Here is a 13508-nt window from a genome sequence, read left to right on the forward strand (position 1 = left end):
ATCGACGAGATGCGAGAGGCGTACCAGGCTGATCCTCAGTCTGTCGACACGTCCTGGCGGGAGTTCTTCGCCGCGGAGGGCGCACCGACGACGCCCGCACCCGCACCCGCTCCGGCTCCGGCTCCGGCTCACCAACCGGCTCCCGCCCCGAAGCCCGCGCCCGCGGCGGCATCGCCGGCTCCGGCGGCGGCCCCCACCCCACCTCCCGCTCGCCCCGCTCCGGCCGCCGCGCCCGTCACCCCGGCCAGGCCCGAGGCTCGCTCCATGACCGAGGGCGCCCGCCGCGGCGAGGGCCTCCCCACGAACCCCGGCAGCGGCGCGGGCCTCTCTGCGAACGCCCCCAACCCGACGCTGCGTCCCGCGCCGTCGACGGCAGAGCCGCGCTACACCGTCATGCGCGGCGCGCCCATGCGCACGGCCAAGAACATGGACATCTCGCTGACCGTTCCGACGGCGACGTCGGTGCGCTCGGTGCCGATGAAGCTGGTCATCGACCAGCGAACGGTGATCAACAACTTCCTGCGCACCTCGAAGGGCGGCAAGGTCTCGTTCACGCACATCATCGGCTACGCCATGGTGCAGGCGCTCAAGGCGCTTCCCGAGATGAACAACGCCTACGAGGTCGTCGACGGCAAGCCGAACCTGGTCGTGAATCCCGCCATCAACCTCGGCATCGCGATCGACCTCAGGAAGGGTGACACCCGCCAGCTGCTCGTGCCCAACATCAAGGGCTGCGAGGGGCTGAACTTCTTCCAGTTCTGGTCGGCCTACGAGCATGTCGTCAAGAAGGCCCGCGAGGGCGAGCTCCAGGTCTCCGACTTCGCGGGAACGACGGCGTCACTCACCAACCCGGGCGGCATCGGCACCAACCACTCGGTTCCCCGCCTCATGACCGGCCAGGGCGTCATCATGGGTGTCGGCAACATCGACTACCCCGCAGAGTTCCAAGGCATGAGCCCCTCGCGGATCACAGAGCTGGGCGTCAGCAAGGTCACAACCCTGACCAGCACGTACGACCACCGCGTTATCCAGGGCGCCACGTCCGGCGAGTTCTTGAAGAAGATGCACGGCCTGCTGCTCGGCGAGGACGGCTTCTACGACCAGATCTTCGAGGCGCTGCGAATCCCCTACGAGCCGCTGCGCTGGTCGCCCGACGTCTCGGCCCACCGCGACTCACAGGTCTCCAAGACCGCCCGTGTGCTCGAGCTGGTGACCGCGTACCGCACGTTCGGCCACCTCGTCGCCGACACCGATCCGCTCGAATACCGGCAGCGCGCGCACGAGGACCTGCGTCTGGAGACCCACGGCCTCAGTATCTGGGACCTCGACCGCGAGTTCGCCGTCGGCACCTTCGGCGCGAAGGAACGCGTCTACCTGCCGCTGCGTGACATCCTGAACGTGCTGCAGGCGTCGTACTGCCGCACGATCGGCGTCGAATACATGTACATCACGGATCCGCGCCAGCGCGAGTGGTTCCAGCAGCGGATGGAGCGGCCCCACACGCCGCTCACGCACGAGGAGCACATGCATGCCCTCGACAAGCTGAACGAGGCCGAGGTCTTCGAGACGTTCCTGCAGACCAAGTTCGTGGGCCAGAAGCGGTTTTCGCTCGAGGGCGGCGAGTCGCTGATCGTGCTGCTCGACGAGGTCGCGCAGCAGGCAGCTAACGACTCGATCGACGAGGTCTGCATCGGCATGCCTCACCGCGGGCGCCTCAACGTGCTAGCCAACATCGTCGGCAAGAAGTACGGCCAGATCTTCAAGGAGTTCGACGGCGCCGTCGACGTCAGCGGCACCGGCGACGTGAAGTATCACCTGGGCGCCGAGGGCGTCTTCGTCGCCTCGAACGGGGCGACGGTGAAGGCATCGGTCGCCGCGAACCCTTCGCATCTGGAGGCCGTCAACCCGGTCCTGCAGGGCATCACGCGCGCCAAGCAGGACACGCTTCCGGCAACGACTACCCCGTCCTCGCGCTCACGCTGCACGGCGACGCGTCGTTCGCCGGCCAGGGCGTGGTGTACGAGACGTTGCAGATGAGCCAGCTGCGCGGCTACAAGACCGGCGGCACCATTCACGTCGTCGTCAACAACCAGGTCGGCTTCACCACCGCGCCGTCGGAGTCCCGCTCGTCGGTCTACTGCACCGACATCGCCAAGTCGATCTCGGCACCCGTGCTGCACGTCAACGGCGACGATCCCGACGCCTGCATCCGCGCGGCGCGCCTGGCCTTCGACTATCGGCAGAAGTACCACCGGGACATCGTGATCGACCTCGTCTGCTACCGCCGCCGCGGCCACAACGAGGGCGACGACCCGAGCTTCACGCAGCCGAACATGTACGACCTGATCGAGCAGAAGCGCTCGACGCGGCGCCTTTACACCGAGTCGCTGATCGGCCGTGGCGACATCTCGATGTCCGACGCCGAGGCCGTCATGGACCGCTTCCGGGAGCGGCTCGAGAACGTGTTCCGCGAGGTCCGCGAGGCCACCGACACCGACGACGACTACCGCCGCGTCCCCTACTACCCGACCAAGCCGGAGGAGCGCCTCACCGAGATCACGCCGGAGATGGTGCAGACCATCGCCAACGTGCACATCCAGTTCCCCGAGGGGTTCACGATCCACCCGAAGGTCAAGCCACAGCTGGAGCGTCGCGCGGCCGCGATCCTCGAGGGCCCGATCGACTGGGCGACCGCGGAGATCATGGCCATCGGCTCGTTGCTGATGGAGCACCGCCCGGTGCGCCTTGCGGGCCAGGACTCCCGGCGCGGGACCTTCTCGCAGCGCTTCGCCGCGATCGTCGACCGGGTGACCAACGAGGCCTGGGTGCCGCTCAAGCACCTCGCCGACGACCAGGCCACCTTCGAGGTCTGGGATTCGCTGCTCAGCGAGTACGCGGGTCTCGGGTTCGAGTACGGCTACTCGGTGGCGCGGCCGGACGCGCTCGTGCTGTGGGAGGCGCAGTTCGGCGACTTCGCCAACGGTGCCCAGACCATCTCCGACGAGTTCGTGAGCTCCGGTAACGCCAAGTGGACGCAGAAGTCGGGCGTGGTCCTCCTGCTGCCGCACGGTTTCGAGGGCCAGGGACCGGACCACAGCTCGGCGCGCCTTGAGCGCTGGCTGCAGCTCTGTGCCGAGAACGCGTTGGCGGTCTGTCAGCCATCGACGCCGTCGAGCCACTTCCACCTGCTGCGTCAGCACGCGTACGTGAACTTCCACCGTCCGGTCGTGATTGCCACGCCGAAGTCGATGCTGCGTAACAAGCTAGCGGTATCGATGCCGCAGGACTTCACGTCCGGCCGGTGGGAGCCGGTGCTCGACGACCCCGCGATCACCGACCCGTCGAAGGTCGAGCGTCTCATCCTCTGCTCGGGGAAGGTCCGCTGGGACCTCGTCGCCGCGCGCGATGCCCGGGGCCTTACCGAGAAGATCGCGATCGTCGCGCTCGAGCGCCTCTATCCGTTGGTCGGCAGGCACCTCGTTCCGGTGATCGAGCGCTACCGCCACGTCACCGATGTGCGCTTCGTGCAGGACGAGCCGAAAAACCAGGGCGCGTGGCCTTTCCTCTCGGTGCATCTTCCCGTCGACCTGAAGAAGCATCTCCCTGACTACGACCTCGTCATGCGGCCCGTCACGCGGCCGTGGTCGTCGGCGCCGTCGGTGGGCTCGGCCAAGATCCACAAGGAGCAGGAGGACCTCCTGCTCACGACTGCCTTGGACTGACGCGGTGTACTTCACGGACCGTGGCCTTGAGGAGCTGATCGACCGGCGTGGCGAGGAGGAAGTCTCCTTCGAGTGGCTCGCCGATCAGTTCCGCACCTTCGTCGACCTCAACCCCGAATTCGAGACCCCCGTCGAACGGCTCGCCTCCTGGCTCGCCCGGCTCGACGACGAGGAGGACTGACATGCTCGACCTTGACGCGCTACGCGCCAGGTACCGCGCACTCGCGGGCTCAGAACCCGAAGGAATGTGGTTCGGGCCCGGCCGGGTCAACCTGATCGGTGAGCATACTGACTACAACGACGGCTTCGTGCTGCCGTTCGCGCTCGACCGCAAGGCCGTGGTCGCCGCGGGTCGTCGCGACGACGACCGTCTCGCCATGGTGGCGTTGGACCTCGACGAACAGACCGACATGGCGCTTGCTGACCTGGCCCCGGGGCAGCCTGGCTGGGCCGCCTATCTCGCCGGTGTCGTGTGGGCGCTGCGCGAGGCGGGGCATGCCGTCGGCGGCACGAACCTCGTGCTCACCTCTGACGTCCCCTTCGGCGCGGGTCTCTCCAGCTCGGCAGCGATCGAGTGCGCCGTCGTGGCGGCGCTCTGCGACCTGTACGACCTGAACATCTCCCCCATCGACCGCGCGAAGCTCGCGCGCGTCGCCGAGAACGCGTACGTCGGGGCGCCGACGGGGCTCCTCGACCAGGCGGCCAGCACGCTGTGCCAGGAGGGCGAGGGACTCTTCCTCGACTGCCGCACGCTGGAGACCGAGGCCGTCCCGCTGCCGATGGCGGAGCAGGGCTACGAGATGCTCGTCCTCGACACGAAGACGCCGCACAGCCACGTCGACGGCGAGTACGGCACCCGCCGCGCCACCTGTGAGGCCGCAGCCGCGCTGCTCGGGGTTCCCGCGCTGCGTGACGTGACGGACCTCGACGCCGCGCTGTCGCAGTTGCCGGACGAGACGATGCGCAAGCGGGTCCGCCACGTGGTGACCGAGGACGAGCGCGTGCTCACGGCGCTGGAGATCGGCCGCTCCGGCGACCTCGCCGCACTCGCCCCGCTGCTTGACGCCTCGCACACCTCGATGCGCGACGACTACGAGATCACGGTCCCCACCGTCGACCTCGCCGTGGAGACCGCCCGCGCGGCGGGGGCTCTCGGCGCGCGCATGACGGGTGGAGGATTCGGCGGCTGCATCATCGCGCTGACCCGCGCCGGGGAGGCCGACCGGATCGGCCGCGCCATCGCGGACGCGTTCAGCCACGCCGGTTTCGGCGCGCCCGATTGGTTCACCGCACGCCCCGCACCAGGGGCGGGGCACCTGGCCTAGCCCCGGCTAGCCTGCCTTCGCGGCCGACAGCTCGTCCTTCGTCACCGCCAGGATCGCGGTGACGAGGCACGCGAGAACGAAGGGGGCAACCGCGAGGCTGCCCCAGAACTGGGCGGTGTCCCCGGCCGTCATGAAGCTCCCGACGACGCACGCGTGGAGCAGCGACGATGCGACGACAAGGCCGAGGGCGAAGCGGCTGCCCCGGGTCACGAACCAGGCGAGCAGCAGCTGGGCGAGGCCGTAGCTGACCAGCCACAGAGCGATTCCGATGCCGAACCACTGCGAGTTGACCACGACGGCCGCGATCCCGAAGCCGATCATCGCCAGCCCGGCGAGCGCGGTCAGCCCGACGCAGGTGGCGAGCAGGGGGCGACGGAGAACTGGTGGCACGGGCCGAGCCTGCCAAAGCGCCGCGCTCGTGGCAAGTCCCCGGGGGTGCCCAGTTCCCCGTTGGCTATTGCCTATCCGCCCGCGCGCGGGTAGCCTGCTCTAGCTGCGCGTCTTCTCGCGCGTGCTGTCCCTGCTGCCCTGCTGTGAAGGAGATCAACTATGGATTGGCGCCACAAGGCCGCCTGCCTCACTGAGGATCCGGAGTTGTTCTTTCCCGTTGGCAACACTGGTCCGGCGCTGCAGCAGATCGAGGAAGCCAAGAAGATCTGCGCCCGCTGCGTCGTCCGGGAGCAGTGCCTCGCCTGGGCCCTCGAGGCCGGGCAGGATCACGGCGTGTGGGGCGGCTTGAGCGAGGACGAGCGCCGCGCGATCAAGCGGCGCAACGCACGCGCCCGACTGCGCAACGCCTGACAACCGCCGACGCCGCGCTCAGAAGGAGGAGACCTCCAGCTCGATCCGCGCCACCGTCCCTTGGGTGTCCTTGCGATTCTTGATCGTCACCCTGCCGTCGAGGTCCGCGATCAGCGTGGTGATGATCGCCAGTCCCAGGGACTTCTGCTTGCCGAGCTTGAACCCCTCAGGGAGCCCACTGCCCTGGTCAAGGATGTCGATGGTCAGCCGCGCGCCCTCCCGGTTCGGCACCACCTCGACGGCGCCTGACGCTCCGTGCAGGCCGTGCTCGATGGCGTTCTGGCACAACTCGGTTATCACCATCGACAGCGATGTCGCCATCTCCGCGGGCAGCACGCCGAACGACCCCCGCCGCGTCGCCCTTACCGTTCCGTGCGACGCCGCGAGGTCGCCGACCATGTCGAGGATCTTGTCGCAGACATCGTCGAAGGCGACGGCCTCGCCCAGAGAGTAGCTGAGCGTCTCGTGCACCATCGCGATGGATGAGACGCGCCGCATCGCGTCGCGCAGCGCCTCCTTGCCCTCCTCGGAACGCAGCCTGCGCGACTGCATGCGCAGCAGCGCCGCCACCGTCTGCAGGTTGTTCTTGACCCTGTGATGGATCTCGCGGATGGTCGCGTCCTTCGTGACCAGCATCCGGTCGCGGCGGCGGAGGTCGGTGGTGTCGCGGCAGAGCACAAGGGTGCCGGCGGTCGTGCGCTCCAGCCAGAGCGGGAGCGAGACGAAGCGCATCGACGCGCCCCGGGCCTCGACGTCGAACTCGAGGCCGCGGCCGAGGTCGGCGTCGAGCGTCTGCCCCACCGACTCGACGCCCTCGCGGAGCCCGCGGGTCAGCTCACGGAAGCTCTCTCCCTCGATGTCCCCCGAAGCCCCGAGCCGCCGGAAGCCGGTGATCGCGTTCGGGCTGGCGTAGGAGATCACGCCGTCCGGCTGGATCCGCAGCACGCCGTCGGCCGCGCGGGGAGCGAGCGCCTTGTCCGACGGCGGCACGAGCGGGAACTCGCCGCGCATCAGCATCTGGGTCAGGATGTCCGCGGCCTCGAGGAAGTTCTCCTCGAGCGCGCCGGTCGCCCGCATGCCCATCTGGTTGGTATGCCGCTCGAGCACGGCGATCGGTCGACCATGGCGCAGCACGGGGATGGCCCACACATCGACGGGGATGCCGGCGTTCAGCGCGTTGTTGCCGGTCTCGGCGATCTCGTGGGTGAGGTAGGCCACCGTCACCTGATGCTCGGGGTCGTACTCGATACGCTCGCCGACGATGTCGTCCTCGAGCGCCGTCGGTCCCGTCACCGGGCGGATCTGCGCCGTGCACTCGAACACGTCCCCGTCGTCCAACGCGCGCCACAGCACAAGGTCCGAGAAGCTGAGGTCGGCCAGGAGATGCCATTCGGAGACGAACTCGTCGAGCCACTGCTCGTCGGTCATGCGGTCCACATCGAGGGTCACGGGGCAACTCTGCCAGATGGTTGCGTTTTTCACCGACCACGGACCTGCTGCGAAAGCGGAAGATGGCCTACTACGCAACGCCCTGGCACGCCGTCTGCTTCGTTGCACTCATCGACGGGAGGGCCAACTAACGTCTTCCTCCTGCGCCGTGCATACGACGCACCAGGACGCTGCTCGCTACGGCCACCGCTTTCGCAACAGGCCCTACTTCCTGGCAGAATGTGCCTGTCCCACCGAACACGAGGAGTCCCGATATGGGTAAGACCGGTCGCAAGCGCCGCGCCCGCCGCAAGAACAAGGCGAACCACGGCAAGCGTCCCAACAGCTGAGCCTGGAACAAAGCAACTGAGCCCCCGCGAACTGCGGGGGCTTCTGCTTTTCTGGGTCAACGACGGGTGATGCGCGTCGTCTGGATGCGCGCGAGCAGCGTGGTCGGGGCCGTGGCCTCCGGCTGGCTGCGCTGGATCATCTCCGTGATGGTGGACTCGATCTCGAAGTTCTCCATACATCGCTCGCACGCGTGCAGATGGTGGCGGATCATGTCCGCGTCGGCCTCGAGCAACTCGTGATGCAGGAATGCGTGCACGCGGGCCAGCGCGGCTACGCACTCGTCCATCTCGTCGTGCTCGTGCGACATGTCATGCGCGTCCATCACCGCCCCCCGTTCTTCCGGGACAGGCCGTTCTCGCGCGCGTAGTCGGCGAGGAGTTCGCGCAGCTGCGCCCGCCCGCGGTTGAGGCGGCTCATGACGGTGCCGATCGGGGTGCCCATGATCTCGGCGATCTCCTTGTAGGAGAAACCCTCGACGTCGCTCAGCAGCACGGCGACGCGGAAGTTCTCCGGAAGCTGCGCGATCGCCGAAGCGACAGCGGCATCGGGCGTCTGGTCCAGCGCCTCCATCTCCGCGCTGCGAAGGCCCGTGGAGTCGTGCGAGGCCGCCCGCGCGAGCTGCCAGTCCGTGACCTCCTCATCGCCGGTCGACTGCGGCGCGCGCTGCGCCTTGCGATACGCGTTGATGTAGGTGTTGGTCAGGATGCGGTACAGCCAGGCCCGCAGGTTGGTGCCCATGGTGAAGGTGTGTCGGGAGGCGAACGCCTTCGCGTAGGTCTCCTGGACGATGTCCTCCGCGTCGGCGGGGTTGCGCGTCATGCGCAGCGCCGCGGCGTACAGCTTGTCCAGATGGGACAGCGCCTCTTCCTCGAACGCCGCGGCCTGCGCGTCGTCGAGGCTTTCGTCCGAAAGGAGGTTCTGCTCGTCCATCAGAAGGCACTCTAGCGCTCCATCGACGATGGCCCGCGCACGGGTGATCACCTCGGGATCGAGCAGCAAGGGGGACATGCCTTCCTCAACCGTGTCGGCGCCGACGTTATTCCCGCCTCTCATCCCCTCCCCAGCGATGACCGGGCTAGTAGGGTGGGCACCATGAGCCTGTTGCGATTCGTTGCCCGGAGCCTGTTCGCGAGCTATTTCATCGCGGACGGGGTGAAGGCGGTCCGTAAGCCCGCCGAGACCGCGCCCGATGCCGAGCGCGTGACGTCCAAGATCGCGCCGCTGGTGCAGCGCGTAGTCCCGGCCAGCGTGTCCAGTTACGTTCCCGAGCGCGCGGAGACCTGGGTCCGCATCGTCGGCGCGGCGCAGATCGCGGGCGGCGTGATGTTTGCCACCGGCTTCGGGCGTCGGCTGGGCGCGTTGCTGCTGGCCAAGTCGTCGCTGGTGAACCTGGCGGTCGCGTGGCCGGACAAGGACGCGGCGCCCGCGGTCAAGGAGGCCCAGCGCGGCGAGGTCCTGCGCCAGGCGGCGTTGCTGGGTGCCGCGTCGCTCGCCACACTCGACACGCAGGGCAAGCCCAGCCTCCAGTGGCGCGCCGACCACGCGACGCAGGAGGCGAAGAAGAAGGCCGAGGAGAAGGCGGCGGCGGTAGCGAAGGCCGCCAAGAGCGCCACCCGATGACCTTCCCGCTGCCATCCGCGCACGGCGCGATCGTGGGCGAGGTGGTGGTTCCGGGGTCCAAATCGGAGACCAACCGCGCGTTGGTGCTCGCCGCGTTGGCCGACGGGCCCGGCACGCTCGTCGGCGCGCTCGAGTCGCGCGACTCCGCACTCATGATCGCCGCGCTGGAGGCCCTGGGCGTCGACATCCGCGCCGACAGCGATGCCCTCCACGTGACCCCGCCCGCGCGGTTCCGTGGCGCACAGCGGATCGACTGCGGCCTCGCTGGCACCGTGATGCGCTTCGTGCCCCCCATCGCGGCCCTCGCCGACGACCCTAGCTCCTTCGTCGGCGATCCGCACGCGAGCGAACGCCCGATGTCGCCACTGCTCGACGGCCTCCGCCAGCTGGGTGTCGAGGTCGACGGTGACGCGCTGCCCTTCTCCCTCACGCCCCCGACGATTTTCGGGAACCAGGCCGCCATCGACGCCTCCGGCTCCAGCCAGTTCGTTTCCGGGCTGCTGCTCTCCGCCTCACGGCTGCCGGCCGGTCTGCGGCTCACGCACACCGGCGAGCGGCTGCCGTCGCTCCCCCACATCCAGATGACGGTCGAGATGCTGCGCTCCCGCGGCGTCGTGATCGACCAGCCCGACGAGCGCACCTGGGCGGTGCGGCCCGGGCCGATCGCGGCGCTGGACACCACCATCGAGCCGGACCTCACCAATGCCGCCGTCTTCCTCGCCGCGGCCGCCGCGACCGGAGGCCGGGTCACCGTGCCGGGCTGGCCGCCTACCAGCATCCAGCCGGGGGCGCTCTTCCTCGAGGTCGCCGAGCGCATGGGTGCGGTCGTCGAACGCGGGACCGACCGCGTCACCGTTTCTTCCGGCGGCGAGCTGCGGGGCGTCGACGTCGATCTGACGGCAGCCTCGGAGCTGACCCCCGTCGTCGCCGCGCTCGGCGCGCTGGCCGTGGGCACCACCGTCATCCGCGGAGTCGCCCACATCCGGGGCCACGAGACGGACCGGCTCGCGGCGCTCGTGGCTGAGCTCGCCAGAGCAGGAGTCACCGCGCGCGAGACCGCCGACGGCCTCGTCGTCGAGGGCGGCTCCGCCGTCCAACCGGCAGTTCTCCGGACCTACGCCGACCACCGCCTCGTGCACTTCGCGGCACTGCTCGCGCTCGGCACGGCCGGTCTCGCCGTCGACGACCTGCAGTGCGTCTCCAAGACCATGCCGCGGTTCCCCGAGGATTGGGCGAGGCTCGTCGGGTGAGCATCCACACCGACGACCACGACGCCTTCGAGCGGCCGCGCAAGCGCAGCCGCCCTCGGACAAAGGACCGCCCGGACTACTCGCGGCTGCCGCTGGGTCGCGTCATCTCGATCGACCGCGGCCGCTACCGCTGCCTGCTCGGCGGCAGGCTCGTCACCGCCGTCCGCGGTCGGCTGATCGACCGCAAGGGGATCATCGTCGGCGACATGGTGCGCCTGGACGGCGACACGAGCGGAGACGAGGGCACCCTCGCCCGCGCCGTGGAGGTCAGCGAGCGCACGACCGTGCTGCGCCGCAGCGCCGACGACGCCGACACCTTCGAGCGTCCCATCGTGGCCAACGCCGACCAGTTGTTCATCGTCACCGCGTTGGCCGACCCGACGCCGCGCGTCGGCATGATCGATCGGATCCTCGTCGCAGCCTACGACGCCCGCATCGACCCGGTGCTCTGCCTCACCAAGGCGGACCTGGCAACGCCCGACGCCCTCGTCGCCGCCTACACCCCCCTCGGCGTTCCCATCCTTGTCACCGACCCCGACGCCGACCTCACCGATGTCCACGCCGCGCTCGCCGGTCGCGTCACGGTGTTCGTGGGCCACTCCGGCGTCGGCAAGTCGACGCTGGTCAACCGCCTCATCCCCGACGCGAATCGCGCCACCGGCGAGGTGAGCGAGCTGACGGGCAAAGGGCGCCACACGTCGACGTCGGCGATCGCGATGGAGCTCCCGGGCGGCGGCTGGATCGTCGACACGCCCGGCGTCAGGTCGTTCGGGATCAGTCACGTCGCTCCGGGCGCCATCCTCGGTGCGTTCCCGGACCTCTCCGAGTTCGCGGAGGACTGTCCACGCGGCTGCCGCCATGACGCCACGGCCATCGACTGCGCCCTCGACGACGCCGTATCCGACGGTGAGCTCGCGCCGGACCGGCTGGCGTCGTTCCGACGCATGGAGCGCGCGTTCGGATAGCGATAGTGTGGGTTCCATGTCTGCATCAAGGGAGCTCACCGACGACGTGCGCCTCGCGCACCTGATGGCCGACGACGCGGACTCGCTGTCGATGAGCCGCTTCCGGGCCCAGGACCTGCGGTTCTCGGCCAAGCCGGACAACACGCCCGTCACCGAGGCCGACACCGCCGTCGAGGAGTCCATCCGGCGGACGCTGGCACGCACCCGGCCGCGCGACGCCGTGCACGGCGAGGAGTTCGCCGACACCGGTCAGTCGAGCCGGCGCTGGATCGTCGACCCGATCGACGGCACCGCGAACTACCTGCGCGGCGTGCCCGTGTGGGCGACGCTGATCGCCCTGGAGGTCGATGGTGAGATCGCGGCCTCCGTGGTGTCGGCGCCTGCACTCAACCGCCGCTGGTGGGCGAGCAAGGGCGGCGGCGCGTTCACGGGCCGCTCGATCCTCAACGCCACGGAGCTCAGCGTCAGCAAGGTCGAGAAGGTCGAGGACTCGTCGCTCTCCTACTCGTCCATCGACGGCTGGGTCGACTCCGGCCGCGGCCAGGGCTTCATCAACCTCATGCGCGAATCGTGGCGCACCCGCGCCTACGGCGACTTCTGGAGCTACATGCTGGTCGCCGAGGGCGCGGTCGACGTCGCGACGGAGCCTGACCTGCAGCTCTACGACATGGCCGCGCTCGACATCATCGTGCGCGAGGCCGGCGGCCGGTTCACGAACCTCGACGGCGTCGACGGCGTGAGCGGCCCGGGGGCGCTGGCAACCAACGGGCTGCTGCATGACGCGGTACTGGAGCGCCTGCGCCTCCCGGAGTGATCAGAGGACTCTGACGCGCACCGTCTCGTCGAGCGCCTCGAGGTCGGCGAGCAGGCCCGCGTAGCCTTCGCCGGAGACGTCGGTGATCGCGTAGCCGAGCTGTCCCTTCGTCGAGAGCGTCTGCGAGCCGATGTTCATGTCGTGCGCCGCAAGCAGGGCGTTCAGGCGCGCCATGACGCCCGGCACGTTGTGGTGCAGGTGCACGATGCGGGCGTGCGACTTGGGGCCGGCCGCGACGTCGGGCAGATTGATGGTCATCGACGTGGAGCCCAAGCTCTCGTAGTCGGCGAGCTTGCCTGCGACATAACGGCCGATGTTGACCTGCGCCTCCTTCGTCGAGCCGCCGACGTGGGGGGTGAGGATGACGTTCGGCAGGTTCTGCAGGCTCGAGAGGAACGGCTCGTCCTTCGACTTCGGCTCCGACGGGAACACGTCGATCGCCGCGCCGGCGATGTGGCCGCTGACGAGGTTGTCGTGCAGCGCCTCGAGGTCGACGACGTGGCCGCGGCACAGGTTGAGGAACAGCGAGCGCGGGCGCATCTTGGCGAACTCCGCGGCGCCGAAGATGCCCTCGTTCTCGGCGCGGCCGTCGACGTGCAGGGAGATGGTCTCTGCGCGCTCAAGGAGCTCGTCGAGCGAGTCGCACTTGACGGCGTTGCCGAGCGCCAGCCGGTCGGCGATGTCGTAGAACAGCACGCGCATGCCGAGCGACTCGGCCAGCACGGACAGCTGCGCGCCGATGTTCCCGTACCCGACGAGGCCCAGCGTGCGTCCGCGCACCTCGTGCGAGCCCACGGCGCTCTTGTCCCAGACGCCGGCGTGCATGTCGCGGTTGCGGTCGCTCAGGCGACGCGCGAGGGCGATGATCTCGCAGATGGCGAGTTCGACCACCGAGCGGGTGTTGGAGTACGGCGCGTTGAAGACCGCGACGCCCGCCTCAGTGGCGGCATCGAGGTCGATCTGGTTGGTGCCGATGCAGAACGCGCCGACGGCGCGGAGCCCGGGCGCCGCGCCGAGCACGCGCCTGGTCACCTGGGTGCGGGAGCGGATGCCGAGGTAGTCGACGCCCTGCAGGGCGTCGATGAGGTCGTCCTCCGCGAGCGCCTCGGTGGCCATCGTGACGTCGAAGCCGCGGGCCTTCAGCAGCCTCTCCGCGTCGGGGTGGATGTTCTCGAGTAGCAGTGCCTTCACGGACCGTGATCCTACCGCCGCCCCGCCCCCCGCCCCGAACT

General features: G+C 69.2%; 13 protein-coding genes and 1 pseudogene. 9 read left to right on the forward strand and 5 right to left on the reverse strand.

Annotation, left to right across the window (positions count from 1 at the left end):
- Window positions 1–9 precede the first annotated feature (9 nt).
- The 3 genes and pseudogenes from IPJ61_RS09645 (at window position 10) to galK (ending at window position 5047) form a co-directional block, all read left to right on the forward strand.
- Window positions 10–3722, forward strand: a pseudogene (locus IPJ61_RS09645) (multifunctional oxoglutarate decarboxylase/oxoglutarate dehydrogenase thiamine pyrophosphate-binding subunit/dihydrolipoyllysine-residue succinyltransferase subunit).
- A gap of 4 nt (window positions 3723–3726) precedes the next feature.
- Entirely contained in the window at window positions 3727–3903 is a 177-nt protein-coding gene (locus tag IPJ61_RS09650; protein WP_297106278.1) for a DUF6104 family protein, read from the forward strand.
- A 1-nt stretch (window position 3904) separates the two neighbouring features.
- Window positions 3905–5047, forward strand: coding sequence for a galactokinase (gene galK, locus IPJ61_RS09655; RefSeq protein ID WP_297106280.1), 1143 nt, complete (start codon window positions 3905–3907; stop codon window positions 5045–5047).
- Window positions 5048–5053: 6 nt separating this feature from the next.
- On the opposite strand, the gene IPJ61_RS09660 is transcribed toward galK, so the two are convergent.
- Window positions 5054–5437 (reverse strand): hypothetical protein, encoded by a 384-nt coding sequence (locus tag IPJ61_RS09660; RefSeq protein ID WP_297106282.1) that lies wholly within the window; start codon window positions 5435–5437, stop codon window positions 5054–5056.
- A gap of 159 nt (window positions 5438–5596) precedes the next feature.
- Here IPJ61_RS09660 and IPJ61_RS09665 point away from each other — a divergent pair, with 159 nt between their 5' ends.
- Window positions 5597–5848: a WhiB family transcriptional regulator gene (locus IPJ61_RS09665; protein ID WP_297106285.1), complete on the forward strand. Its 252-nt coding sequence runs from the start codon at window positions 5597–5599 to the stop codon at window positions 5846–5848.
- A gap of 18 nt (window positions 5849–5866) precedes the next feature.
- Here IPJ61_RS09665 and IPJ61_RS09670 read toward each other — a convergent pair whose 3' ends face one another.
- Window positions 5867–7276 carry a sensor histidine kinase gene (locus tag IPJ61_RS09670; protein WP_297108105.1) on the reverse strand — a complete coding sequence of 470 codons (1410 nt, stop codon included), beginning with the start codon at window positions 7274–7276 and terminating at the stop codon, window positions 5867–5869.
- A gap of 275 nt (window positions 7277–7551) precedes the next feature.
- Between IPJ61_RS09670 and IPJ61_RS22530 the strand changes: the two genes are divergently transcribed.
- Window positions 7552–7626, forward strand: coding sequence for a 50S ribosomal protein bL37 (locus tag IPJ61_RS22530; protein ID WP_385901511.1), 75 nt, complete (start codon window positions 7552–7554; stop codon window positions 7624–7626).
- A 56-nt stretch (window positions 7627–7682) separates the two neighbouring features.
- On the opposite strand, the gene IPJ61_RS09675 is transcribed toward IPJ61_RS22530, so the two are convergent.
- Both IPJ61_RS09675 and IPJ61_RS09680 read right to left on the reverse strand, forming a co-directional pair.
- Window positions 7683–7949 carry a zf-HC2 domain-containing protein gene (locus IPJ61_RS09675; RefSeq protein WP_297106288.1) on the reverse strand — a complete coding sequence of 89 codons (267 nt, stop codon included), beginning with the start codon at window positions 7947–7949 and terminating at the stop codon, window positions 7683–7685.
- Complete coding sequence (locus tag IPJ61_RS09680) at window positions 7949–8557, reverse strand: sigma-70 family RNA polymerase sigma factor (RefSeq protein ID WP_297108110.1); 609 nt, start codon at window positions 8555–8557, stop codon at window positions 7949–7951. Before IPJ61_RS09680 ends, IPJ61_RS09675 begins: the two co-directional genes overlap by 1 nt.
- A gap of 162 nt (window positions 8558–8719) precedes the next feature.
- Between IPJ61_RS09680 and IPJ61_RS09685 the strand changes: the two genes are divergently transcribed.
- The 4 genes from IPJ61_RS09685 to IPJ61_RS09700 are packed head-to-tail and all read left to right on the forward strand — an operon-like array spanning window position 8720 to window position 12276.
- The gene (locus IPJ61_RS09685) at window positions 8720–9247 is read left to right on the forward strand and encodes a DoxX family protein (protein WP_297106292.1); all 528 of its coding nucleotides are present in this window, start codon (window positions 8720–8722) and stop codon (window positions 9245–9247) included.
- Window positions 9244–10497 carry a 3-phosphoshikimate 1-carboxyvinyltransferase gene (aroA, locus tag IPJ61_RS09690; protein WP_297106295.1) on the forward strand — a complete coding sequence of 418 codons (1254 nt, stop codon included), beginning with the start codon at window positions 9244–9246 and terminating at the stop codon, window positions 10495–10497. The genes IPJ61_RS09685 and aroA overlap by 4 nt, the downstream gene beginning before the upstream one ends.
- Window positions 10494–11462 (forward strand): ribosome small subunit-dependent GTPase A, encoded by a 969-nt coding sequence (rsgA, locus tag IPJ61_RS09695; RefSeq protein ID WP_297106299.1) that lies wholly within the window; start codon window positions 10494–10496, stop codon window positions 11460–11462. The genes aroA and rsgA overlap by 4 nt, the downstream gene beginning before the upstream one ends.
- 16 nt (window positions 11463–11478) lie before the next feature.
- Window positions 11479–12276: an inositol monophosphatase family protein gene (locus IPJ61_RS09700; protein ID WP_297106302.1), complete on the forward strand. Its 798-nt coding sequence runs from the start codon at window positions 11479–11481 to the stop codon at window positions 12274–12276.
- On the opposite strand, the gene serA is transcribed toward IPJ61_RS09700, so the two are convergent.
- A complete protein-coding gene (serA, locus tag IPJ61_RS09705) occupies window positions 12277–13467 on the reverse strand; it encodes a phosphoglycerate dehydrogenase (protein WP_297106306.1) in 1191 nt (396 codons plus the stop codon).
- Window positions 13468–13508: the final 41 nt, after the last annotated feature.

The organism is Tessaracoccus sp., assembly GCF_016714275.1.
Classification (GTDB): domain Bacteria; phylum Actinomycetota; class Actinomycetes; order Propionibacteriales; family Propionibacteriaceae; genus Arachnia.